This window comes from Streptomyces sp. NBC_00425, from assembly GCF_036030735.1.
Classification (GTDB): domain Bacteria; phylum Actinomycetota; class Actinomycetes; order Streptomycetales; family Streptomycetaceae; genus Streptomyces.
Window position 1 is genome coordinate 6102123 of record NZ_CP107928.1, and the last position, 21575, is coordinate 6123697.

Below are 21575 nucleotides of genomic sequence, written 5' to 3' on the forward strand. Positions count from 1 at the left end.
ACGCGGCTCACACCTTCCGCGGCGTCGAGGCGTGCCGCTCCAGGAACGCGGAGACACCGCCCGCCCTCCGGTGCGGCAGCAACACCCGCGCCGTCCCCGCCAGCATGGTCTGGATCCGTGACGACTGGACCTGGTCCAGCAGATCCAGGACCCGCAGTCCGGCCACCGCGGCCTCGTCGGGACGCCCCCCGCGCGCGAGGTCGTCCGCCAGCTCGGCCGTGTACAGGGCGATGTTCCGGGTGAAGTGCGGGTCCTGGAGGTCCGCGGCCCGTCTCGCGTGCCGGGCCGCGCGCGGCCAGTCGCCGAGCGCCGACCAGCACTGCGCGGTGAGCCCCTCCAGCTCGGCCTCGCCGTAGAAGCTCATCCACTCGGGGTCGTGGTCGCAGCGGCCGCGGTCGTAGAGGGCCTGTGCGCGGACGAGGGCCTGCTCGCAGCCGGTCCGGTCGGCGAGCCCCGCCCAGCCGCCCGCCTCGCGCAGCGCCAGCAGCGACATCAGCCGGGGCGAGCCCAGCGGGCGGGCGACGCGCTGGGCGGCCTGGGCGGCGCGGACGGCCTCGCGGGGGCGGCCCGCGTCCCGCGCGAGGAACGCCGTGTTGCAGAAGGCGTGCGCCTCCAGCGCGTCGTCCCCGGTCACCCGGGCGGTCGCCAGGGCCTCGGCGTAGTGCGAGCGCGCGTCGTCGAACCGGCCCGAGTCGTGCGCCAGCCAGCCCACCGAGATGGCGAGCTCCCCGGCGCCCGAGTGGAGCCGGTCGGCCGTCGTCTGACGGGTGGTCCCGGCGTCCAGCAGCGCGAAGGCGGCGCGCAGCGGAGCGGCCGCGCGCCGGTAGAGGCCGTCGGCCCCGTGCCGGTCGTCCAGCAGCCGGATTCTGCGGACCGCTTCTTCGAGTGCGCCCGCCTCGCTCGATCCCGCGCGCCGGCTCCGGCGGGCCGCCGCCGAAGCGCCGTGGGCGAGGACGAAGGGGCCCAGCGTGGCGGCGGCCATGGTGGCGCCTCCGCCGGTCATGAATGCGCGACGCAGCACGTCGCTCTCCTCGTGGTCGTGGTGCATGTCGTACGGGTCCTGCTTGTCATACGGTTCGTGCGCCCGGCGCGTCTCATCCGTGTGCCGCTCGTCACCGGTGGCGCGCGCCGGTTCCGCGGGGTGAGCGCGGGGGGCGTCCTCGGTGCCGCGCGCCCCTCGGCCGCGAACGGACGAGCGGGGCGCGAACCCCAGATCGGCGAGTGTGCGGCCGGGGAACATGTGCAGGAACACCCGCTCGTAGGCGTAGTTGGGGCAGCGGATCTCGCCCGCCTCGACCCGCCCGATGTAGCGCGCGTCACAGCTGACCCGCTCGCCGATCTCGCGCGCTGCCCGCCGTACGAGCGCGGCGAACTCGGCCGGCGAGCGCTGTCCGCGCAGCTGCCGGAAGACGGAGTTGGGCCGTGCCGGCCGGTCGGGCCGAGCTGGGGTCACCGTTGACGACGCCATGGCCGGGTCCTCTCGTGCGAACCGTCGAACCATGCCGGACCAGGGGTGAGTTGTCCGAGTGGCACCCTTGTTCCCGGCGGGCAAGAACGTACCTGCTGTGGTCGGGCCGCCATGCGGTGTTTGGCTGCAAAACGGATATCTCATCCGCGATCTGCCATGAACTGCCATCCTTTGCGGCGGACTTCCGCCGTAGCCCTTGACGCCGTGACGCGTTGAGCCTTGTGGACTGCAGGCGGGCTGTGCGGTGGAGGCCGGAATGGAGACCAGTCAGAGCAACGATCGTCGTATGCCGTCGGTGGCGGCGTGCGACCTGGTGACGGTGGGGACCCGGCAGGGGTTGGAGGCGGTGGACATCCTGCGGCGCGGGTCGTCCCGGGACGGGGTGGGTCCCGTTCTGCACGACGACGGCGGCGACACCCTCGGCTTCGTGGTGCCGCCCGGCACAGCGGCGGCGTGGGACGTGCCGGGCAGCGTCTGCACCAGAACCGGCGAACGGGGACTGAGACCCGCCCCCGAGCCGCCCGTCGAGGGCTCGGACTGGCTGGTGCCTCCCGGCGAGGCGGACCTCGCGACCGATCCGGCGGTGCTGCGCCGGGCGTTGGGCGAGGCGGCCCGGCTGATCGAGGCGGCGGACAGCTGCCGCTAGGCCGGGTCCGACCCGGGGCGGGAACCCGGCCCGGGCCCGTGGTCGGCCCACCGGGCGCCGGGCGCGCGGCGAGCCGTCGGGGCCTGCGAAAATGCTGTCATGGGAAAGCCCAGGAACACCCGGCGCGAGCGGGACGCCGACGCCGTCGTCGAGCCCGTCGACGGCGGACTCGCGCAACTCGTACCGGACCGGGACCGGGCGCGGGCCTGGACGCTGCTCATCGACGGCGCCCCCCAGTCGCACGTCGACCTCGACGATCCCGGGTACCTCTCCTTCGAGTACCAGCGGCGCCTCGGACACGTCATCGACCTCGCCGCCCCGGCCGGCAAGCCCCTGCACGCCGTGCACCTCGGCGGTGGCGCGTTCACCCTCGCCCGGTACGTCGCAGCCACCCGCCCCCGCTCCACCCAGCAGGTCGTCGAACGCGACGCCGCCCTCGTCCGACTGGTGCGCCGGGAACTGCCGTTGGACCCGGGTGCGCGCATCAGGGTCAGGTCCCTCGACGCGCGCGAAGGTCTGGCCAAGGTGCCGGACGGATGGGCCGATCTCGTCGTGGCCGATGTGTTCAGCGGCGCCAGGACCCCCGCCCACCTCACCTCGACCGAGTTCCTCGACGAGGTCCGCAGGGCGCTGAGGCCGGGCGGGGTCTACGCCGCCAACCTGGCCGACGGCCCGCCGCTCGCGCATCTGCGCGGGCAGATCGCCACCGCCGCCGCCCGGTTCCCCGAACTCGCGCTGGTCGCCGACCCGACCGTGCTGCGGCGCAAGCGGTTCGGCAACGCCGTGCTCGTCGCCTCCGACCTGCCGCTGCCGATCGCCGAACTGACCCGCCGGGCCGCCTCCGATCCGCACCCCGGCAGGGTCGAGCACGGCCGGGCGCTGACCGACTTCACCGGAGGCGCGGTGGCCGTGGTGGACGCGTCGGCGGTGGCCTCGCCCGCGCCGCCGCCGTCGGTGTTCCGCTGACGCGTTCGGCCTCGCGCAGCGGGCGATCGGTCACGCGTCCGTTCCGGCGTCCGCTCCGGGCCTCGTTCCCGCGTCAGTACGTCCCCACCTCCACCCGGGGCGGACGGTCGTGCCAGGTGCAGAACACCGACACCCGGTCCGCGCCGGAGCTGAACTCCACCCGGATCCACGACTCGGTCTTCCACACCTGCACCGACCAGGCCGCGCCCGGGGTGGCCGAGACCAGCGTCGCCGAGGTCTTCCCGAGGTCGAAGACGACCCGCCCGCCGTCGGTGTCGTAGCTCCGGACGCTGCTCCGCGTCGTGCCGGAGGCGCCGGGGCCGCTCGGAGAGGGGCTGCCGGCCGTCGCCGTGTCCGACGGGGCGGGCGCGACGGGCGTGGTGCGGCCGGGCCCGCGGGACGCACCGGCCGAAGGACCGGCCGACGGTCCGGGACCGCTCGCGGACGCGGCCGGCGGCTTCGGCTCCCGCACGGCAGCGTCGGCCACCAGCGGCAGGGCGCGCGGCGGGTCGTAGGCCGTGCCCGCCATCACCGCGTGGACGCCCCACCACGACAGCGTGACCGCCGCGCCCGTGGCGAGCGACCAGGCCAGTACGTGTACGAGTCCTCTGCGCATCGCCGCCATCTTGCCCCACGCGCCTCACCCGTGTCCCCGGTCGTACCGTCCGCGGAGCCCGGCGGCCCACCGGTTCTCCACAGACGCCGAGTTGTCCACAGGCCCGATCGACGCCCGCCCGCATGGCGTAGGTTGCGGCGCATGGCAAGTGTGCTCGTGGTCGAGGACGACCAGTTCGTACGCTCGGCGCTCATCCGGCATCTGACCGACGCCGCGCACACGGTGCGCAGCGTGGGCACGGCGCTGGAGGCGCTGCGCGAGGTCGCCCACTTCTCCTTCGACGTGGTCGTCCTCGACCTCGGGCTGCCCGATCTGGACGGCTCCGAAGCCCTGAAGATGCTGCGCGGGATCACGGACGTGCCGGTCATCATCGCCACCGCGCGCGACGACGAGTCGGAGATCGTCCGGCTCCTCAACGCGGGTGCGGACGACTACCTGACCAAGCCGTTCTCGGTGGAGCACCTGTCGGCCCGGATGGCGGCCGTGCTGCGCCGCTCCCGCACCGGCGCAGGGGAGGCGGCGCCGTCCGCCGTCCTGCGGGTCGGCGGGCTGACCGTGGACCCGCTGCGCCGTCAGGCCGAGCTGGACGGCGTGCGGCTCGACCTGACCCGCCGCGAGTTCGACCTGCTGGCGTTCCTGGCCGGCCGGCCCGGCGTCGTGGTGGCGCGCCGGGAGCTGCTCGCCGAGGTGTGGCAGCAGGCCTACGGCGACGACCAGACCATCGACGTCCATCTGTCCTGGCTGCGGCGCAAGCTGGGCGAGACGGCGGCGCGGCCGCGCTATCTGCACACGCTGCGGGGCGTCGGCGTGAAGCTGGAGCCCCCCGTCTGCGGCCCCGGCCGATCGGAGCCGCCGCGATGAGGTGGGCCCTGGTCAAGGTGTGTCTGGCGGTCACCACGATGGTCGTGATCGCCTTCGCGGTCCCGCTGGGGCTCGTCGTCGAGGAGATGGCCCGGGACCGGGCGTTCTCCAACGCGGAGCGGGTGGCCGCGGTCGTCGTCCCGGCGCTGTCCATCACCACCGACCGCGATCAGCTGGAGCGGGTGGTGGCCGCGGCGGGCTCCGACGACGGGATGGCGGTGCACCTGCCGGCGGGCGAGGGCCGCGCCGCCGTCGACCTCGGCCGACAGCGCGCGGACGCCGCCGACGTCGCGGCGGTGCGGAAGCTCGGCCGGGCGTCCATGGCGGAGGTCCCCGGCGGTTCCGTGCTGCTCCAGCCGGTCGCGCTGAGCCTGGGTACCGCGGTGATCGAGGTGTACGTCCCCGAGTCCGAGGTGAGCCACGGGGTCGCCACGGCCTGGGCGGTGCTGGCGGCGGTCGGGGCCGCGCTGGTCGTCGGGTCGGTCGCGGTCGCGGACCGGCTGGGCGTGCGGATGGTGCAGCCGGCCAGGCGGCTGGTCGAGGGGGCGCGCGAGCTGGGGGAGGGGAAGCTGGGGGCGAGGGTGCCGGAGGAGGGGCCGAGCGAACTGCGCCTGGCCGCCGTGGCGTTCAACTCGATGGCCGATCAGGTCGTCGGACTGCTGGCGAACGAGAGGGAGTTGGCGGCGGACCTGTCCCACCGTCTGCGGACCCCGTTGACGGTGCTCCGGCTCAACGCGGCCTCCCTCGGCGACTCCCCGGCCGCCGAGCAGACCCGCACGGCCGTCGCCCAGCTGGAACGCGAGGTGGACACCATCATCCGCACCGCGCGGGAGGCCAAGCCGCAGACGGCGGCCGCAGGTCCCGGCGCGGGCTGCGACGCGGCGGAGGTGGTCCGGGAACGGATGGAGTTCTGGTCGGCGCTCGCGGAGGACGAGGGCCGCAAGGTGCGCACCGCCGGCGTCGACCGTCCGGTCCGCATCCCCGTGGCCCGCGCCGACCTCGCGGCCGCCCTCGACGCGCTCCTCGGCAACGTCTTCCGCCACACCCCGGAGGGCACCGCCTTCGCCGTCGACGTCCACAACGCCGAGGACGCGGTGATCGTCCTGGTCTCCGACGCCGGCCCGGGCATCCCCGACCCCGTCACGGCGATGGCCCGCGGCCGGGGGTCAGGGACCGCCGGCTCCACCGGTCTCGGCCTGGACATCGTCCGCCGGCTCGCCGAGTCCACGGGCGGCGACGTCCGCATCGGCGCCTCGGTGCTGGGCGGCACGGAGGTCCGCCTCTGGCTCCAGCTGACCGACCGCAGGCCGGCCCGCACCGGCCACCGTGGCACGGTCCGCAGACGGAGACGGACGGCGCTCCGGTGACGACGGCCGCCGTTGTGGCCCGCCTGCCGGGAACAGCCGGATTGGTCTCGACCTTTAACCCGTTCCGATGCCTTCCTTAAGCGCGTCCTAAGATCGGCGACCCCTGTCCCCATCAGGCGTTTTGTCCGGTTCCGCATCGCTAGCGTGCTGCCGCACCCCGCACTCGCACCCCGCCCCCGGGACCCCCGTGAGCAGTGAAGGCAGGCACGTCATGAGCACGCATCGGCGCAGGATCGGCAGCAGGAGCAAGGTGATCGGCGGTGTCGTCGCCGCGGCGGTCGTCGGGGGCGGGGTCGTCCTCGTCACCGGTACCGCGCAGGCCGCCGGGGTCGGCGCCGCGTACACCAGGACCAGCGAGTGGTCGACGGGCTACACCGCGCAGTACGTCGTGACGAACAACAGCCCACAGGCCGAGAAGGAATGGAAGCTGGAGTTCGACCTGCCGGCCGGGGCGAAGCTGAGTTCCCTGTGGAACGGGGAGGCCGCTGTCGGCGGACGTCACGTCACCGTGTCACCGCCGCGCTGGGACACCGACGGACTCGCCGCCGGAGAGTCCGTCACCGTCGGCTTCGTCGTCAACGGCAGCGGCGATCCCGGCGGTTGTCTCGTGGACGGGGCCACGTGCTCCGCCGACGACGGCGCCACCCCCCGGCCGAGCGGACGGCCGACCGGGTCCGCCGGCCCCACGGCGACCCCGAGCAGCCCCGGCACCGGCTCCGGCCCCACGCCCGGCACGTCCGGCTCCTCCTCGCCGAGCCCGAGCGGCAGCACCGGCACCGGAACGGACACCGGCACCGGCACACCCTCCGCGGCCGGGTTCGCCCCCTACGTCGACACCTCCCTCTACCCCGCCTTCGACCTGCTCGCGAACGCGGACGCGACGGGCGTGAAGGACTACAACCTGGCGTTCGTCACCGACGGCGGCGGCTGCACGCCCAAGTGGGGCGGGGTGACCGACCTCGCGAGCGATGCCGTCGCCGCGCAGATCGGGGCGCTGCGGGCCAAGGGCGGTGACGTGCGGGTCTCCTTCGGCGGCGCCGCCGGCTCCGAGCTGGCGACGACGTGCACGTCCGCCACGGCGCTGGCCGCCGCGTACGCCAAGGCGGTGGACGCGTACCGGCTCACCAAGGTCGACTTCGACGTAGAGGGCGGCGCACTGCCGAACACGGCGGCCAACACCCGCCGCGCCCGGGCCATCGCCCAGCTGCAGCGCGAGCACCCGGGCCTCGACGTGTCGTTCACCCTCCCCGTCATGCCCGAGGGACTGACCCAGGACGGCGTGAACCTGCTGGCCGCCGCCAAGTCCGACGGCGTGCGGATCGCCGCCGTCAACATCATGGCGATGGACTACGGCCCGGCCTACAGCGGCGACATGGGGACCTACGCCGAGCAGGCCGCCACCGCCACCCAGGCACAGATCAAGAGCGTCCTCGCGCTGAGCGACAGCGTGGCCTGGAAGACGGTCGCGGTCACTCCCATGATCGGCGTCAACGACGTGGCCTCCGAGGTGTTCACCGTGCAGGACGCCACCCAGCTCGTCGCCTTTGCCAAGGCCAGGGGGCTCGGCTGGCTGTCCATGTGGTCGGCGACGCGGGACCGGCAGTGCCCCGGCGGAGCCAAGAACTCCGCGGACGCCACCTGCAGCTCCGTCCTCCAGACGGGCTCCGCGTTCTCCAAGGCGTTCGCCGCCTACAACTAGCACGCCGCCGCCCGGCACGCAGAGGGCGCGGCACGCTCCCCACGGCGTGCCGCGCCCCTCCCCCCTGCCCCCCCCGGGTCAGGCGGTCTGTGCGGTCGAACTGCCGCGACCACCGTCAGGCGGTGTCGGCCACCGTCAGGCGGTGTCGGCCACCGTCAGGCGGTGTCGGCCTCGGGCAGGGAACCGGTCCGCGCCGCCTGGCCGTACCAGAGGGCGCTCGACTTCGGCGTGCGGGTCAGCGTCGCGTAGTCCACGTACACCGCGCCGAACCGCTTCTCGTAGCCGTACGCCCACTCGAAGTTGTCGAGCAGGGACCACAGGTAGTAGCCGCGCACGTCCGCGCCGTCAGCGATCGCCTGCCGCACCGCCGCAAGGTGGCCGCGCAGATAGGCGATGCGCTCCGGGTCGTGGACGCGGCCGTCCGAGTCGGGCTTGTCGTCGTAGGCCGCGCCGTTCTCCGTGACGTACAGCGGCAGGCCCGGCGCCTCCCGGGTGTAGCGCATGATCAGCTCGTGCAGACCGGTCGGGTCGATGGACCAGCCCATCTCCGTGCGGTCGCCGGGGGTCAGGTGGAACGCGACGTCGTCCGCGCCCGGCCACGGCGAGTGGTCGCTCGCGCCGTGACCGTCCGAGCGGGGGCCGCGCACCGACGCGTCCGCCGCCGAGACCAGCGTGGGCGTGTAGTAGTTGAGGCCCAGCGCGTCCAGCGGCTGGTGGATGGTGCGCAGATCGCCCTCGAGGACGTACGACCAGTCCGTCAGCGACGAGGTCGCCGCGAGCAGCGTCTCGGGGTAGGCGCCCCGCAGGATCGGACCGTGGAAGACGCCGTTGGCGAGGTCGTCGATCTTCTGCACCGCGGCCAGGTCCGCCGGGTCGCCCGGGGAGAGCGGGCGCACCACCGAGGAGTTGAGGCTGATCGCCACCGAGTTGCGGGCCGGCATGGCCGCGCGCAGCGCCGACGTGCCCAGCCCGTGCGCCAGGTTCAGGTGGTGCGCCGCCTTCAGCGAGGCCACCGGCTCCGTACGGCCCGGCGCGTGCACTCCGGACGCGTAGCCCAGGAAGGCGCTGCACCACGGCTCGTTCAGCGTGATCCAGTTCTCCACCCGGTCGCCGAGCGCCTCGCCGACGATCTGCGCGTACTCCGCGAACCGGTAGGCCGTGTCCCGCTCCGGCCAGCCGCCCGCGTCCTCGAGCTCCTGGGGGAGGTCCCAGTGGTAGAGGGTGACGGCGGGCTTGATGCCCTTCGCCAGGAGCTCGTCCACCAGCCGGCGGTAGAAGTCCAGACCCACCTGGACCGCGGGACCGCGGCCGGTCGGCTGGACCCGGGACCAGGAGATGGAGAAGCGGTACGCCGTCAGGCCCAGGTCCGCCATCAGGGCGACGTCGTCGCGGTAGCGGTGATAGTGGTCGACAGCGATGTCACCGTGCTCACCGCCCGCCGTCTTGCCGGGTGTATGGCTGAAGGTGTCCCAGATCGAGGGGGTGCGGCCGTCCTCCCGCACCGCCCCCTCGATCTGGTAGGCGGAGGTCGCCGCGCCCCAGAGGAAGGCGGGAGGAAAGGTCACCGGAGAAACGGGCTCAGGCATGGAAGCGCTCCCATGAGTGGTCGTCGAGACCGACGGAGGTTGAGGGGGGAAGTGGTGCGAAGGGGGCCGGGACGGCGGTGACCCGGCCCCCGGGAGATTCATGGACGCGTGACGGCCCGCGCCTGTGCCGCCGGCGTCGTGTGCGGTGGGCGTCCCGGCCGCGCGGCGCGGCTCAGCCCTTCACCGCGCCCTGCATGATGCCGCCCACGATCTGCTTGCCGAAGATCGCGAAGACCAGCAGCAGCGGCAGCGTGCCGAGCAGTGCGCCCGCCATGATCAGGGACTGGTCCGGGGTGTAGCCACGGCCCAGGCCCGCCACCGCGACCTGCACGGTCGGGTTGCCGGTCTGGCTCAGCACCAGGAACGGCCACAGGAAGTCGTTCCAGGTCTGCACGAACATCAGCATGCCGAGCACCGCCATCGCGGGGCGCGCCGCGGGGAACACCACGTGCCACACCACCCGCCAGCTGCTCGCGCCGTCCACCCGGGCCGCCTCGATGATCTCGTCGGGCAACGCCTGGATGAGGTACTGCCGCATGAAGAACACCCCGAACGCGCTCACCAGCGACGGCAGGATCACCGCCTGGAGCTGGTCCGTCCACTCCAGTTTGGCGACCATCATGTACAGCGGGATCACGCTCAGCTGCGGCGGCACCATCATCGTGCCGATCACGATCAGCATCAGCGCGCCCCGGCCCCGGAAGCGGAGCTTGGCGAAGGCGAACCCGGCGATCGTCGAGAGGAACACGATCGTCGCCGCCGACGTGCCCGCGACGATCGTCGTGTTGACGAAGGCCTTGCCCAGGTTCGCGTCGTTCCAGGCCACGTCCAGGTTGTGGAAGAGGTTGGAGCCGAACACGAACGGCGGCGGGTTCTGCGCCAGCCGGTTGTTGTCCCGGGAGGCGGCGATAGCCGTCCACACCAGCGGGAACAGCGACACGATGGTGAACACGGCCAGGATGATGTAGGCGATCGGGCCACCGTGCATCTGCCCGCCCGCCCGCGCGGACTTCGGCCGGCGCACCTTGCGGGCCGCCGGTACGGCGTCCTCGGGTTCCACGGTCTTGGCGGTCGTTGTCGTCGTCGTCACGGCCGGTACTCCTAACTACTGGCGCGCAGCCGGCGCGAGATGACGTAGTTGACGATGCCGACCACGATCAGGATCAGGAACATCGTCCAGGCGATCGCCGAGGCCCGGCCGAGGTGCTGGTTGACCCAGCCCTGCTCGTACAGGTACAGGCCCAGCGTCTGGAACTGGTGCTCCGCGCCGCCCGACGCGCCCTTGTTGGCGTCGAACAGCAGCGGCTCGCCGAAGACCTGGCTCGCGCCGATCGTCGACACGACGACCGTGAACAGGATGGTCGGCCGCAGCGACGGCAGCGTCACGTGCAGGAACTGCCTCCAGCGGCTCGCGCCGTCCAGCGCCGCCGACTCGTACAGGTCCTGCGGGATGGCCTGCATCGCGGCCAGGTAGATCAGCGCGTTGTACCCGGTCCACCGCCAGATGATGATCGACGAGACGGCGATCTGCGACGGCCACTTGTCGTTCTGCCAGTCGATCGCGTCGATCCCGACGAAGTGCAGCGCCCAGTTGATCATGCCGTAGTCACGGCCGAAGAGCAGGACGAAGACCAGCGAGGCGGCCGCGATCGACGTCGCGTACGGCGCGAGCATCGCGACCCGGTAGAAGGTCGAGGCCCGCAGCTTGTAGTTGAGGATGTGGGCGATGCCCATGGCCATCAGCAGCTGCGGAACGGTGGCGATGATTCCGATCGTCAGGGTGTTCTTCGCCGCGTTCCAGAAGAAGTCGTCGTCGAAGATGCGCGTGTAGTTGCGCATCCCCACCCACGTCATGTCGGTGGGCGCGGTCAGCTCCACCTGGTGCAGCGAGGCCCAGCCGGTGTAGAGCAGCGGGAACAGGCCGAACGCGAGGAACAGCAGGAAGAACGGCGAGACGAACGCGTACGGGCTCCAGCGCTTGTCCCGCTGCCAGCGGCGGGAGAGCCGGGCCCTGCGCCGCTGTTCCGCATCCGTGAGGACGGCGGGCGGGCGGCCCGGGGCCGCGCCCCCCTCCTTGGCTGGGGGCGCGGCGGTGTCGTGGCGGGTGGCCATTCGGGTCACTTGTCCAGGTTGTTGTCGATGGTCTTGGTCGCCGCTTCCCAGGCTTCCGCCGCCGACTTGCCCTTCGTCACCAGGATGACGCCGTTGTCGCTCAGACCCTGCATGATGATCTGGTCCTTCGGGCCGATCACCTGGACCGGGGCGGTCTTGGCGGCCTCGGCGAAGATCGTGCCGATGTTCTGCTCACCGGTCATCTGGTTCTTCGCGCCGGTGACTTCGGGCATCGTGTACGTGCCGGGAGCGCTCGGGAAGTTGCCCTGCACCTTGAACAGCTTCGCCTGCTGCTCGGGCGCGGTCAGCCAGGCGGCCAGCTTCTCGGCTTCCTTCACGTGCTTGCCGGCGGAGGGCACGCCCAGGAAGGCGCCGCCCCAGTTGCCGGACTTCGGCGCCACCGCGACGGCCCACTTGCCGGACGACTCGGGCTTCGACTTGCCCTTGATCGTGCCCAGCATCCACGGCGGGCAGGCGATGGTGGCGAACTTGCTGTTGGCGATCGTCGTGTCCCAGGCCTGCTGGAACTGCGTCTGGGGCTGGACCAGGCCCGCCGCGGCGGCCTTCGCGGTCAGGTCGAAGCCGGCCTTGATGGCGGGGTTCTTCTTGTAGATGATCTCGCCGGAGGAGTCGTAGAACTTCTCCTTCTCACTGCTGAGGACCGCGTTGAGCAGCCCGCCGGGGGAGTCCATGAAGAACGTGCCCGCGGGCGCCTTCTTCTTGTACTGCTCGCCGACCGAGATGAACTTGTTCCAGTCGCCCGCCCACAGCGCGCCGACCGCCTTGGGGTCGGTGGGCAGACCGGCCTGCTTGAAGAGGTCCGTGCGGTAGCAGAGGGCCATGGGACCGACGTCGGTGCCGAGGCCGATCGTCTTGTTGTCCTTGGCCGTGGCCTGCGCCCACTTCCATTCCAGCCAGTTGCCCTTGCTCACGCCCGAGATCTTGGACACGTCCTGGAACTTGGACGCCTGGGTCGCGACGACTTCGGCGATGTTGGCCACTTCGATGGCCTGGACGTCCATCAGACCGCTGTTGGTGGTCAGGTGGTTGACGAGCGCGGGGTAGTAGTTCTCGTTCCGCTCGATGACGTTCTCGGCGATCTTGATGTTCGGGTTGAGCTTCTCGTACTCGGCATAGAGCCCGGCCTCCTTGAAGCCGAAGGTGCCGAACAGACCGAGAGTGATCGTGGTCTTGCCCTTGCCGCTGCCGGACGACGAACCGTCGGAAGCCTTGTCGTCGCCGCCGTCGTCGGCACAGCCGGCCAGCAGGCCGGCGCCCAACGACGCGACGGCCGCGAGGACAACCGCCCGGCGGGCGGTTCGGGTACGTGCTCGCATTACGTCCTCCTGTTGCCCTGACGTGCCGACCCCCCGGCCAACTGCAATGTTGGGCCCGTCAGTTACTCGCTGCGGCTCGGGCGGGGAACGTGCGGGATGTGTATGTGTCAGGTACCGTGGGAGCGCTCCCACAGGTGATGTGTTGAAGAGTCGTCGGTTCCGGCGGGGGTGTCAAGGGTGGGGGCGCGGAGAGATGCGTTCAGTTATCGGCCTGTTAGCTAATCGGATGAAGCAGGGCCCATAAAGCACAGTTCGGCATAAATGGTCCGCCAGGTGTCCGAAGTGACGAGGATCCCGGCCGGCGGCAGGCTTCGTCCTGGCCGTGGCCCCCGGTGACCGCGGGCCCGGCGGACAGGACTGTTAGATTCCAGGCGAGTGCGAACAACGGGAAGGCGGAGCCCATGGCAGGCCACGGAGCACGGGGGCGCAGCGGGGGCCGGCCGACCCTGGAAGAGGTGGCCGCGCGCGCGGGCGTGGGCCGGGGCACGGTCTCCCGGGTGATCAACGGCTCGCCGAGGGTCAGCGACGCGACCCGCGCGGCGGTGGAGGCGGCGGTCGCCGAGCTCGGCTATGTCCCGAACACCGCCGCCCGCGCGCTCGCGGCGAACCGCACGGACGCGATCGCCCTCGTCGTCCCCGAACCGGAGACCCGGTTCTTCGCCGAGCCGTACTTCTCGGACATGCTGCGCGGCGTCGGCGCGGAGCTCGCGGAGACGGAGATGCAGCTGCTGCTGATCTTCGCGGGTAGCGATCGCGAACGGCGCAGGCTGGCCCAGTACCTGGCGGCGCACCGCGTGGACGGCGTCCTGCTGGTCTCGGTGCACGCCGACGACCCGCTGCCCGATCTGCTGTCGCAGCTGGAGATCCCGGCGGTGATCAGCGGTCCGCGTTCCGCCGGGGAGACGCTCCCGTCCGTGGACTCCGACAACTACGGCGGCGGCCGCTCGGCCGTCGAGCACCTGCTGTCCCGGGGCCGTACCCGCATCGCCCACATCACCGGCCGCCTCGACGTCTACGGCGCGCAGCGGCGCGTCGACGGCTACCGGGACGCACTGCGCGACGCGGGGCACCCGGTGGACGAAGGGCTCATCGCCCTGGGCGACTTCACCGAGGAGGGCGGCCACCGCGCGATGCACGAGCTCCTCGCCGGCACCCCGACGCTCGACGCGGTCTTCGCGGGTTCCGACGTCATGGCGGCGGGCGCCCGGCAGGCCCTGCGCGAGGCGGGCCGCCGTATTCCGCAGGACGTGGCCCTGGTCGGCTACGACGACTCGGCGATAGCCCGTCACATGGACCCGCCGCTGACGAGTGTGCGCCAGCCCATCGAGGAGATGGGCCGCAGGATGCTGGACCTCCTCCTCACCGAGATCGCGGACCGACGTCCGGCGGTCTCCCGGGGCCTGGAGCGCCGGCAGGTGGTGCTGGCGACGGAGCTGGTGGGACGGGCGTCCTCCTGACGGACGGAGAGCCGGACCGGGTCCGGGTCCGGGCCGGGTCTGGGGCCGTCAGACGCTGCCGGGGCTCCGGGAACGCCACCTGATCTCGCCGTCCTGCTCCTCCCGCGTGGGGGAGAGACCGGCTGCGGCGGCCACCGCCGCGGAGGCCCGGTGGTCGGGGTGGACATGGGCGACGATCGTCCGCACGCCCTGCTCCCGCAGCCATCCGACGAGGCCGCGGGCCGCCTCGCAGGCCAGACCGCGCCCCTGCCAGGGGACGCCCACGACCCAGGCGATCTCGGCCTCGGTCCGGCCGGTCACCGTCGCCTGGACGGTCCCGGTGAGGCAGTCGTCGTCCCGTGTCCGCAGCACCCAGTTGCACCAGGAGACGGACGGGTCGGGGGAGCCGGCGACGAGGCGTTCGTAGCGTTCGCGCAGCGCCTCGGGCGTGCTGGGCGCGCCGCCGATGAAGGTGTGCAGGGCCGGATCGGCGAGGACGGTCGCCATGCGTGCCGCGTGGTCGACGCGCAGCGGGAGCAGGTCGAGCCGCGCGGTGCGGATCGGCTCGGGACGGAGGACTGAGCGCATGGCTGCTCCCGGGAAACACATCAGCCGGTGACCTCCCTCGCGGGAAGTCACCGGCTGATGACTCAGGGTGAGTGACGGGACTCGAACCCGCGGCATCCTGGACCACAACCAGGTGCTCTACCAGCTGAGCTACACCCACCACGCCCGGCAGTTGGACTTTGCGGTCTCCCTACCGGCCGAGAAAAAGTGTACAGGGTCCGAAGGGGTGCTCGCGCACGGCTTTCTACGGGGCGGGCAGGACGTGCTTCGCGGCGATCGACTTCGCGGTGTCGGAGTCGGGTCCCGGCTGCGGCACGAAGACGGCCTCGCGGTAGTACCGCAGTTCCGCGATGGACTCGCGGATGTCGGCGAGTGCGCGGTGGTTGCCGTTCTTCGGGGGGCTGTTGAAGTACGCCCGCGGGTACCAGCGCCGGGCGAGCTCCTTGATCGACGAGACGTCGACGATCCGGTAGTGCAGGTAGCCCTCGAGGGACGTCATGTCCCGTGCCAGGAATCCGCGGTCCGTGCCGACGGAGTTCCCGCACAGCGGCGCCTTGCCCGGCTCCTTCACGTGCTCGCGGACATACGCCAGCACCTGCTCCTCGGCCGCGGCGAGCGTCGTCCCGCCCGCCAGCTCGTCGAGCAGCCCGGACGCGGTGTGCATCTGACGCACCACCTCCGGCATCGTCTCCAGCGCCTCGGCCGGCGGCCGGATGACGATGTCCACGCCGTCGCCGAGGATGTTCAGCTCGGAGTCGGTGACGAGGGCGGCAACCTCGATGAGAGCGTCGTCCGACAGCGAGAGGCCGGTCATCTCGCAGTCGATCCACACCATGCGATCGTTCATGCGACCCACCCTAAAGCTGACGTCGGCTTTTGATGCGTCCGCGGTGGCCACGGGGCTCGCCCGCCGCGGACGCGGACGCCGGACGGGCCGAGATGCCCGTCCGGCGTCCACACACTGCTGTCATCCGGTCACAGGCCGCTGCGCTGCCCCGGAAGGCTCGCCCGTGACGCCAGGTAGGCCTCGCGGGCGTGCTCGGACGGCAGCGACGCGGACGCGCTCACCGGTCCTGCCGTGCGCCGGACCTGCGGCGGCACCGGGCCGGGCGTCTCCGGGTGCAGCGACGGAGGTGGCGGTGGCGGCGACGGCTCGCTGTCCGGCGCGCGTTCGCCCTGCGGCCTGCGCGCCCGGTAGGCCGCCCGGTACGCCGCGGGCGACGAGCCGAGCTGGCGGCGGAAGTGGCCGCGCAGGGCCACCGGTGAGCGGAAGCCGCACCGGCCGGCGACCTCGTCCACCGAGTAGTCCGAGGTCTCCAGCAGCCGCTGCGCCTGCAGCACCCGCTGGGTGATCAGCCACTGCAGCGGCGCGCTGCCGGTCAGCGACCGGAAACGGCGGTCGAAGGTGCGGCGGCTCATGTAGGCGCGTGCCGCCAGCGTCTCCACGTCGAACTGCTCGTGGAGGTGCTCCAGCGCCCAGGCGACGACCTCCGCGAGCGGGTCGGCGCCGATCTCCTCGGGTAAAGACCGGTCGAGATAGCGCTCCTGACCGCCCGAGCGGCGCGGCGGGACGACCAGGCGACGGGCCAGCGCGCCGGCCGCCTCGTTGCCGTGATCCGTCCGCACGATGTGCAGACAGAGGTCGATTCCGGCCGCGGTGCCGGCGCTCGTCAGCACGTCGCCGTCGTCCACGAAGAGCTCTCGTGGATCGACGTGCACCGACGGATAGCGTTTGGCCAGCGTCGGCGCGTACATCCAGTGCGTGGTGGCCGGACGGCCGTCCAGCAGGCCGGCCGCGGCCAGTACGAACGCGCCGGTGCACAGGCCCACGATCCGGGCGCCCTCTTCGTGCGCCCGGCGCAGTGCGTCGAGCGCGTCCTCCGGCGGCGGCGAGGTGATCGAACGCCAGGCCGGCACGACGACCGTGCCCGCCCGTGCGATCGCCTCCAGGCCGTGTGGCGCGGTGAGTTCCAGGCCCCCTGTGGTCCGCAGTGGGCCTTCCTCACCGCCGCACACCAGCAAGCGGTAGCGCGGTACGCCGGCGTCCTGGCGGTCAATCCCGAACACCGACAACGGAATGGAACTTTCGAAGATGGGGCCGCCGCTGAACAGCAGCACCGCGACGATCTCCTTGCGGCGTCGCCCGGAAAGCTTCCGGGCCGCGGCTTCCGGCGCGGCGGTGGAGTCGTGGCTCATCCTGCTAAGCCCCCCTCGGTGGTCGCGGCGCCCCTAACTTGTCGGGCTTGTCGCTCCAGCACGTTTCCCCTCGGTCCTGCACGAGTCCCCCGCCGTAGACAGTCAAGATCGAATCTAACGTGTCGCACAATGCCGGCGTGGCCAGTTCCCCATCCGGCGGATTGTCGACATGGCAACTTGGCGTGAAGCATTCGATCACGAAGCGTTGCACTCGTGGGCCGTGCAGGGAAGTGCGCCTCGGTGGGGTGGCCAATCCCCGTAGGGTGCGCAGGGCCCCGAAGACCCTTTCCGTGCAGGTGGAACGGGGGGTGGGGGGTGGTTACGGCAAGAGATGCACAGGTGCCGGAAGTTGGCTGAAAAGAAGCGGGTCCATGTGTGAAAACCGGTCAACCGACCGGTGAGTTTGCCCCGGAGTGACGACCGCCACGGTGCGACCCCGTTCCGGTCCGCTGGCGGCGCCCGCGATGGTGCGCCTGCGGCGCCTGCTCCCCGGCGAGCAGCCGGGCCGGATACCGCTCGGACCGGCGCAGCAGCAGCCGGCAGACGGCCGTGACGGCGGCGAGGCCCAGGGCCGTTCCGGCCGTGCCGGCGAGTGAGGTCCCGTACCAGAGCAGGACCACCGGGACGAGCACGCAGGTGAAGGCCGCCCAGCGGATCAGGTCGGCGGCCCGGTCGTCGCCGGGGCGGTTCGCGGGGCGGTTCTCGCGGCGGAGGCGGGGCGAGGGCACGGGGCGGGCTCCTTCCCGGGCGGCGGGCGGCGGGGCGAGGGGGCGGGCGAAGGGGGCGGGTGGCGGGGCGGGTGGTGAGTCGAAGGGAGGTCGGCGGTGGGGCGGGCGGCGGTGCAAGGGGTTCAACGCCTGTTCGAGCGGTCGGTCACTGCCGCGGCGCGTTCCGTACAGGCGAACTCTGTGCAAACCGCCTGTACGGGGCAGCAACCATTGCGTTACGGGCGTCCGCTCGTGCATGCTCCCTGGAACCCCCACCGAGGGTGTGCGGGCTCTGGGCCCAGGAGGCGTGCCGCCGTACCCTTGGGGGTATGGGGTTGGGAAGACCATTCCCGGACAGCTCCGCCGCTCACTGTCGTCGCACCCGTATAAGGATCGATACGCCGAGACAGCCATGGCCGGTCACGAATTCTTCGAACCCGCGGACCGCAAGCGGCCCGTCGCCGATCCCACGGCGGCCGAGCCCCTGGCGGCGGAAGAGGCACGTCATTCCTGCGATCCCGCCTTCAAGCACGGTGTGGTCGTGGGCTTCGACGGCTCCACGTCCAGCGAGCGCGCTCTCGCGTACGCCGTCGGCATGGCGCATCGCTCCGGCTCGGGGCTGATCATCGTCCATGTCGCCAACCGGCTGCCCACCACGGTGTGGGCCGGCTGTGAGCCGCCGGTCTTCGTCGACGTGCCGGACCACCGCACCGAGGTGCTGGGTCTGGAGCTGGCGTGTGCGGACTATCTCGCCGAGGTGCCCTGGATCCTGGTCGAGCGGGGCGGCGACATCTGCCACGAACTCGAAGAGGTGGGGCGGGAGTACGAGGCCGACGCGATCGTCGTCGGCTCGACGCACGGCCTCGTCGGCCGGCTCTTCGGCTCCGTCGCGGGGCGGCTCGCCAAGCGGGCGAAGCGGCCCGTCATCGTCATTCCGTGACCCGCCGTCCTTCCAGGTGAGATGCGATCCCGGGGTCGCTCCCGCCCCCTGTGCGCGCAGCGTGAACCTACTGACGCGTAGAGGTGTTTGTGCCTTTGTGAAGGGCATATATCGCTCACACAACTGCACATGCCTGAAGGGAGCCCCGCCGTGGACAACGACGTCTCTGCGGGAAGCAGCACCACCACCATCGCCGGCCGACTCGCCCTCGGCGTCACCCTGTTGGCCTTCGGTCTCGGGTACACCGACCTCATCGACGGTGTGACGGCGGCGGACGCGGTGTCCATCGCCCACTACATCGGCGGCGTCGCCCTGTTCGTCGCCGGCCTGTTCGCCCTCCGGGACCGTGACACGGCCACCGGCACCGCCTACACCGTTCTCGGCGCCTTCTGGTTCACCTGGGCCGTCTCCGCCGGAACCCAGGCCTCCGACAACGCGGCGGGGCTTTTCCTGTTGCTGTTCGCCCTCGTGGCGCTCTCCCTGACCCTCGCCGGCGGCGACCAACTCGGGCAGGGCGCCTACGGGTTGTTCTGCGCGGGGCTCGTGCTGATGGCCGTCGCCCGGTTCGCCGACAGCGACGGTCTGACCAAGGCCGGCGGCTGGTTCGCCGTCGCGGCGGGCGCGGTCGCCTGGTACGCGGCCACGGCGGCGCTGGCCCACTGGCCCACCGCGTTCTCCCGACGTGCTGCCCGCCCCGGAGTGACGGCCGCGGGCTGACCGGCAGCCGGCGTCGGGGCGCCGGGCGTCCCCGGTGCGAGAACGGCCCCCCGCGTGCAGGTGGCGCACGCGGGGGGCCGCTTGGTGTCCGGTCCGGCTATTCGACCGTCACCGACTTCGCGAGGTTGCGCGGCTTGTCGATGTCCCGGCCGAGCGCCTTCGCCGTGTAGTAGGCGAGGAGCTGGAGCGGGATGCCCATGAGGATCGGGTCGAGCTCGTCCTCGTTCTTCGGGACGACGATCGTCTGGTCGGCCTTCTCCTGGCACTCGTGGGCCACCGCGAGGATCCGGCCGCTGCGGGCCTTGATCTCCTCCAGGGCCGCGCGGTTCTTCTCCAGCAGGTCGTCGTTCGGGACGATCGCGACCGTCGGCAGGGCGGGCTCGATGAGGGCCAGCGGGCCGTGCTTGAGCTCGGAGGCCGGGTAGGCCTCGGCGTGGATGTACGAGACCTCCTTGAGCTTCAGGGAGGCCTCACGGGCCACCGGGTAACCCCGGACGCGACCGATGAAGAGCATCGAGCGGGCCTCGGCGAACTCCTCGGCCAGCTTCTTGATCTCCTCCTCCTGGGAGAGGATCTCCGCGATCTGGCCAGGCAGCTTGCGCAGCCCCTCGATGATCCGCTTGCCGTCGCGCACCGACAGGTCGCGGGTGCGGCCCAGGTGCAGGGCGAGCAGGGCGAACGCGACCGTGGTGTTGGTGAAGCACTTCGTCGAGACGACGCAGACCTCGGGTCCCGCGTGCACGTACACGCCGCCGTCCGCCTCGCGGGCGATCGCCGAGCCGACCACGTTGACCACGCCCAGCACCCGCGCGCCCTTGCGCTTCAGCTCCTGCACGGCCGCCAGCACGTCGTACGTCTCACCGGACTGCGAGACGGCGATGTACAGGGTGTCGGGGTCCACTACCGCGTTGCGGTAGCGGAACTCGGAGGCCGGCTCGGCGTCCGCGGGGATGCGGGCCAGCTCCTCGATCATCTGGGCGCCGATCATGCCCGCGTGGTACGAGGTGCCGCAGCCGAGGATCTTCACGCGGCGGATCTGGCGGGCCTCGCGGGCGTCCAGGTTGAGGCCGCCGAGGTGCACGGTGGAGAAGCGGTCGTCGATGCGGCCGCGCAGCACGCGGTCCACGGCGTCGGCCTGCTCGTGGATCTCCTTGTGCATGTAGGTGTCGTGGCCGCCCATGTCGTAGGAGGCGGCCTCCCACTCGACGGTGGTGGGCTCGGCGGTGGTGCGGGTGCCCTCGGTGGTGTAAGTGCGGAAGTCGTCGGCCTTGAGGGTGGCCATCTCGCCGTCGTCGAGCGTGACTATCTGACGGGTGTGGGCGACCAGCGCGGCGATGTCCGAGGCGACGAACATCTCCTTCTCGCCGATGCCGAGGACGACCGGCGAGCCGTTGCGGGCCACGACGATGCGGTCGTTGAAGTCGGCGTGCATGACGGCGATGCCGTAGGTGCCCTCGACGACGCGCAGCGCCTCGCGGACCTTGTCCTCGAGCTTCTCGGCCTGGGAGCGGGCGATGAGGTGGACGAGCACCTCGGTGTCCGTCTCGGAGAGGAACTCGACGCCGTCCGCCTCGAGCTTCCTGCGCAGGTCGGAGGCGTTGTCGACGATGCCGTTGTGGACGACGGCGACCTTGAGGTCGGCCGACATGTGCGGGTGGGCGTTCACGTCGGAGGGGGCGCCGTGAGTGGCCCACCGGGTGTGCGCGATGCCGGTCGTGCCCTTGAAGCGCGCCGGGACCTTGGCCTCCAGGTCACGGACCCGGCCCTTGGCCTTGACCATCTTCAGGCCGGCCGTCTTCGGGGAGGTGACGACGATGCCCGCGGAGTCGTACCCGCGGTACTCCAGGCGCTGCAGCCCTTCCAGCAGCAGGGGCGCGACGTCGCGCTTGCCGATGTATCCGACGATTCCGCACATATAAAGGTATCCCCAAGCTTTCGATCAGCCGTAGACGATGCGCCGCAGCTGCCGGAGCGAGAGCTCCGGCGGTGCGACCGCCCGGTATTTCAGGTCCGCCTCGATCTGTCCGAAGATCTCCGCGTTCACCAGGCCCTGGGCCTGGAGCTCGCGATGGCGGCGACGGACGTAGTTCTCGGTCGTCTCGTCGAAGTAGGCGAGCACATCCTGGATCACCCGCAGCGCCTCGCCCCGCTGGAGGGGCGTGGAACGCGTCAGGTGATCAACAAGTTCGTCGTGCACCCGGTAGATCCTGGAGTACGAGAGCCAGTTTCGCAAGAAACCTGCCCGATTCCGGGCAGGCCCCTGTTAAGGAGCCTTGGCGGAACATTGAATGTGTTATGAGCCCCTGTTCGTGCGCCGTCCATGTGGCGTCCGGCGGCCCGTCGTCCGCAGCGAC

Annotated in this window: 20 protein-coding genes and 1 tRNA gene; 8 read left to right on the forward strand and 13 right to left on the reverse strand. The window is 71.7% G+C overall.

The genetic code is table 11. The features are described 5' to 3' along the window. Positions 1 to 7: 7 nt before the first annotated feature. Positions 8 to 1468, reverse strand: coding sequence for a tetratricopeptide repeat protein (locus OHS82_RS26665; RefSeq protein ID WP_328434684.1), 1461 nt, complete (start codon positions 1466 to 1468; stop codon positions 8 to 10). 256 nt (positions 1469 to 1724) lie between these two features. Between OHS82_RS26665 and OHS82_RS26670 the strand changes: the two genes are divergently transcribed. Then, positions 1725 to 2114, forward strand: coding sequence for a hypothetical protein (locus tag OHS82_RS26670; RefSeq protein WP_057574502.1), 390 nt, complete (start codon positions 1725 to 1727; stop codon positions 2112 to 2114). Between the two features lie 99 nt (positions 2115 to 2213). Continuing rightward, complete coding sequence (locus OHS82_RS26675) at positions 2214 to 3080, forward strand: spermidine synthase (protein WP_057574503.1); 867 nt, start codon at positions 2214 to 2216, stop codon at positions 3078 to 3080. A gap of 73 nt (positions 3081 to 3153) precedes the next feature. On the opposite strand, the gene OHS82_RS26680 is transcribed toward OHS82_RS26675, so the two are convergent. Further along, positions 3154 to 3696, reverse strand: coding sequence for a hypothetical protein (locus OHS82_RS26680; protein ID WP_328434685.1), 543 nt, complete (start codon positions 3694 to 3696; stop codon positions 3154 to 3156). Between the two features lie 141 nt (positions 3697 to 3837). Here OHS82_RS26680 and OHS82_RS26685 point away from each other — a divergent pair, with 141 nt between their 5' ends. The 3 genes from OHS82_RS26685 to OHS82_RS26695 all read left to right on the forward strand — a co-directional run bounded on the left by OHS82_RS26685 (position 3838) and on the right by OHS82_RS26695 (position 7623). After that, complete coding sequence (locus OHS82_RS26685) at positions 3838 to 4557, forward strand: response regulator transcription factor (RefSeq protein ID WP_057574504.1); 720 nt, start codon at positions 3838 to 3840, stop codon at positions 4555 to 4557. Then, positions 4554 to 5924 (forward strand): sensor histidine kinase, encoded by a 1371-nt coding sequence (locus OHS82_RS26690; protein ID WP_057574505.1) that lies wholly within the window; start codon positions 4554 to 4556, stop codon positions 5922 to 5924. Before OHS82_RS26685 ends, OHS82_RS26690 begins: the two co-directional genes overlap by 4 nt. A 211-nt stretch (positions 5925 to 6135) precedes the next feature. After that, positions 6136 to 7623, forward strand: a complete 1488-nt coding sequence (locus OHS82_RS26695; protein ID WP_057574506.1) for a glycoside hydrolase family 18 protein — start codon at positions 6136 to 6138, stop codon at positions 7621 to 7623. 155 nt (positions 7624 to 7778) lie between these two features. Here the strand turns inward: OHS82_RS26695 and OHS82_RS26700 are convergent, their stop codons facing one another. From OHS82_RS26700 to OHS82_RS26715, 4 genes are all read right to left on the reverse strand, one after another. Further along, positions 7779 to 9209 carry a GH1 family beta-glucosidase gene (locus OHS82_RS26700; RefSeq protein ID WP_057574507.1) on the reverse strand — a complete coding sequence of 477 codons (1431 nt, stop codon included), beginning with the start codon at positions 9207 to 9209 and terminating at the stop codon, positions 7779 to 7781. Between the two features lie 172 nt (positions 9210 to 9381). Beyond that, entirely contained in the window at positions 9382 to 10269 is an 888-nt protein-coding gene (locus OHS82_RS26705) for a carbohydrate ABC transporter permease (protein WP_107105084.1), read from the reverse strand. Positions 10270 to 10310: 41 nt separating this feature from the next. Continuing rightward, positions 10311 to 11321: a carbohydrate ABC transporter permease gene (locus OHS82_RS26710; protein ID WP_057574509.1), complete on the reverse strand. Its 1011-nt coding sequence runs from the start codon at positions 11319 to 11321 to the stop codon at positions 10311 to 10313. A gap of 5 nt (positions 11322 to 11326) precedes the next feature. Further along, a complete protein-coding gene (locus tag OHS82_RS26715; protein WP_057574510.1) occupies positions 11327 to 12658 on the reverse strand; it encodes an ABC transporter substrate-binding protein in 1332 nt (443 codons plus the stop codon). A 401-nt stretch (positions 12659 to 13059) separates the two neighbouring features. On the opposite strand from OHS82_RS26715, the gene OHS82_RS26720 reads away from it, so the two are divergent. Further along, complete coding sequence (locus OHS82_RS26720; protein ID WP_057574511.1) at positions 13060 to 14115, forward strand: LacI family DNA-binding transcriptional regulator; 1056 nt, start codon at positions 13060 to 13062, stop codon at positions 14113 to 14115. A 48-nt stretch (positions 14116 to 14163) separates the two neighbouring features. Here the strand turns inward: OHS82_RS26720 and OHS82_RS26725 are convergent, their stop codons facing one another. The 5 genes from OHS82_RS26725 to OHS82_RS26745 all read right to left on the reverse strand — a co-directional run bounded on the left by OHS82_RS26725 (position 14164) and on the right by OHS82_RS26745 (position 17585). Continuing rightward, entirely contained in the window at positions 14164 to 14682 is a 519-nt protein-coding gene (locus tag OHS82_RS26725; protein WP_328434686.1) for a GNAT family N-acetyltransferase, read from the reverse strand. A gap of 66 nt (positions 14683 to 14748) precedes the next feature. Beyond that, positions 14749 to 14821, reverse strand: a tRNA-His gene (locus OHS82_RS26730). Positions 14822 to 14905: 84 nt separating this feature from the next. After that, positions 14906 to 15508, reverse strand: a complete 603-nt coding sequence (orn, locus tag OHS82_RS26735) for an oligoribonuclease (RefSeq protein ID WP_063894180.1) — start codon at positions 15506 to 15508, stop codon at positions 14906 to 14908. Between the two features lie 128 nt (positions 15509 to 15636). Beyond that, the gene (locus OHS82_RS26740) at positions 15637 to 16857 is read right to left on the reverse strand and encodes a helix-turn-helix domain-containing protein (RefSeq protein WP_057574514.1); all 1221 of its coding nucleotides are present in this window, start codon (positions 16855 to 16857) and stop codon (positions 15637 to 15639) included. Positions 16858 to 17243: 386 nt separating this feature from the next. Then, on the reverse strand, positions 17244 to 17585 hold the full coding sequence (locus OHS82_RS26745; protein WP_057574515.1) for a hypothetical protein: 342 nt from the start codon (positions 17583 to 17585) through the stop codon (positions 17244 to 17246). Between the two features lie 391 nt (positions 17586 to 17976). On the opposite strand from OHS82_RS26745, the gene OHS82_RS26750 reads away from it, so the two are divergent. Further along, entirely contained in the window at positions 17977 to 18504 is a 528-nt protein-coding gene (locus tag OHS82_RS26750; RefSeq protein WP_057574516.1) for a universal stress protein, read from the forward strand. Positions 18505 to 18654: 150 nt separating this feature from the next. After that, a complete protein-coding gene (locus OHS82_RS26755; RefSeq protein WP_057574517.1) occupies positions 18655 to 19221 on the forward strand; it encodes a GPR1/FUN34/YaaH family transporter in 567 nt (188 codons plus the stop codon). Between the two features lie 97 nt (positions 19222 to 19318). Here OHS82_RS26755 and glmS read toward each other — a convergent pair whose 3' ends face one another. Both glmS and OHS82_RS26765 read right to left on the reverse strand, forming a co-directional pair. After that, a complete protein-coding gene (gene glmS / locus OHS82_RS26760; RefSeq protein WP_266718047.1) occupies positions 19319 to 21136 on the reverse strand; it encodes a glutamine--fructose-6-phosphate transaminase (isomerizing) in 1818 nt (605 codons plus the stop codon). A 24-nt stretch (positions 21137 to 21160) separates the two neighbouring features. Then, positions 21161 to 21418, reverse strand: coding sequence for a hypothetical protein (locus OHS82_RS26765; protein ID WP_057574519.1), 258 nt, complete (start codon positions 21416 to 21418; stop codon positions 21161 to 21163). Positions 21419 to 21575: the final 157 nt, after the last annotated feature.

Bases quoted from the DNA above. Each gene is read 5' to 3' on its own strand.
- OHS82_RS26665 (WP_328434684.1), bottom strand. From the start codon at position 1,468: ATGGCGTCGTCAACGGTGACCCCAGCTCGGCCCGACCGGCCGGCACGG.
- OHS82_RS26670 (WP_057574502.1), top strand. From the start codon at position 1,725: ATGGAGACCAGTCAGAGCAACGATCGTCGTATGCCGTCGGTGGCGGCG.
- OHS82_RS26675 (WP_057574503.1), top strand. From the start codon at position 2,214: ATGGGAAAGCCCAGGAACACCCGGCGCGAGCGGGACGCCGACGCCGTC.
- OHS82_RS26680 (WP_328434685.1), bottom strand. From the start codon at position 3,696: ATGCGCAGAGGACTCGTACACGTACTGGCCTGGTCGCTCGCCACGGGC.
- OHS82_RS26685 (WP_057574504.1), top strand. From the start codon at position 3,838: ATGGCAAGTGTGCTCGTGGTCGAGGACGACCAGTTCGTACGCTCGGCG.
- OHS82_RS26690 (WP_057574505.1), top strand. From the start codon at position 4,554: ATGAGGTGGGCCCTGGTCAAGGTGTGTCTGGCGGTCACCACGATGGTC.
- OHS82_RS26695 (WP_057574506.1), top strand. From the start codon at position 6,136: ATGAGCACGCATCGGCGCAGGATCGGCAGCAGGAGCAAGGTGATCGGC.
- OHS82_RS26700 (WP_057574507.1), bottom strand. From the start codon at position 9,209: ATGCCTGAGCCCGTTTCTCCGGTGACCTTTCCTCCCGCCTTCCTCTGG.
- OHS82_RS26710 (WP_057574509.1), bottom strand. From the start codon at position 11,321: ATGGCCACCCGCCACGACACCGCCGCGCCCCCAGCCAAGGAGGGGGGC.
- OHS82_RS26715 (WP_057574510.1), bottom strand. From the start codon at position 12,658: ATGCGAGCACGTACCCGAACCGCCCGCCGGGCGGTTGTCCTCGCGGCC.
- OHS82_RS26720 (WP_057574511.1), top strand. From the start codon at position 13,060: ATGGCAGGCCACGGAGCACGGGGGCGCAGCGGGGGCCGGCCGACCCTG.
- OHS82_RS26725 (WP_328434686.1), bottom strand. From the start codon at position 14,682: ATGCGCTCAGTCCTCCGTCCCGAGCCGATCCGCACCGCGCGGCTCGAC.
- orn (WP_063894180.1), bottom strand. From the start codon at position 15,508: ATGAACGATCGCATGGTGTGGATCGACTGCGAGATGACCGGCCTCTCG.
- OHS82_RS26740 (WP_057574514.1), bottom strand. From the start codon at position 16,857: ATGAGCCACGACTCCACCGCCGCGCCGGAAGCCGCGGCCCGGAAGCTT.
- OHS82_RS26750 (WP_057574516.1), top strand. From the start codon at position 17,977: ATGGCCGGTCACGAATTCTTCGAACCCGCGGACCGCAAGCGGCCCGTC.
- glmS (WP_266718047.1), bottom strand. From the start codon at position 21,136: ATGTGCGGAATCGTCGGATACATCGGCAAGCGCGACGTCGCGCCCCTG.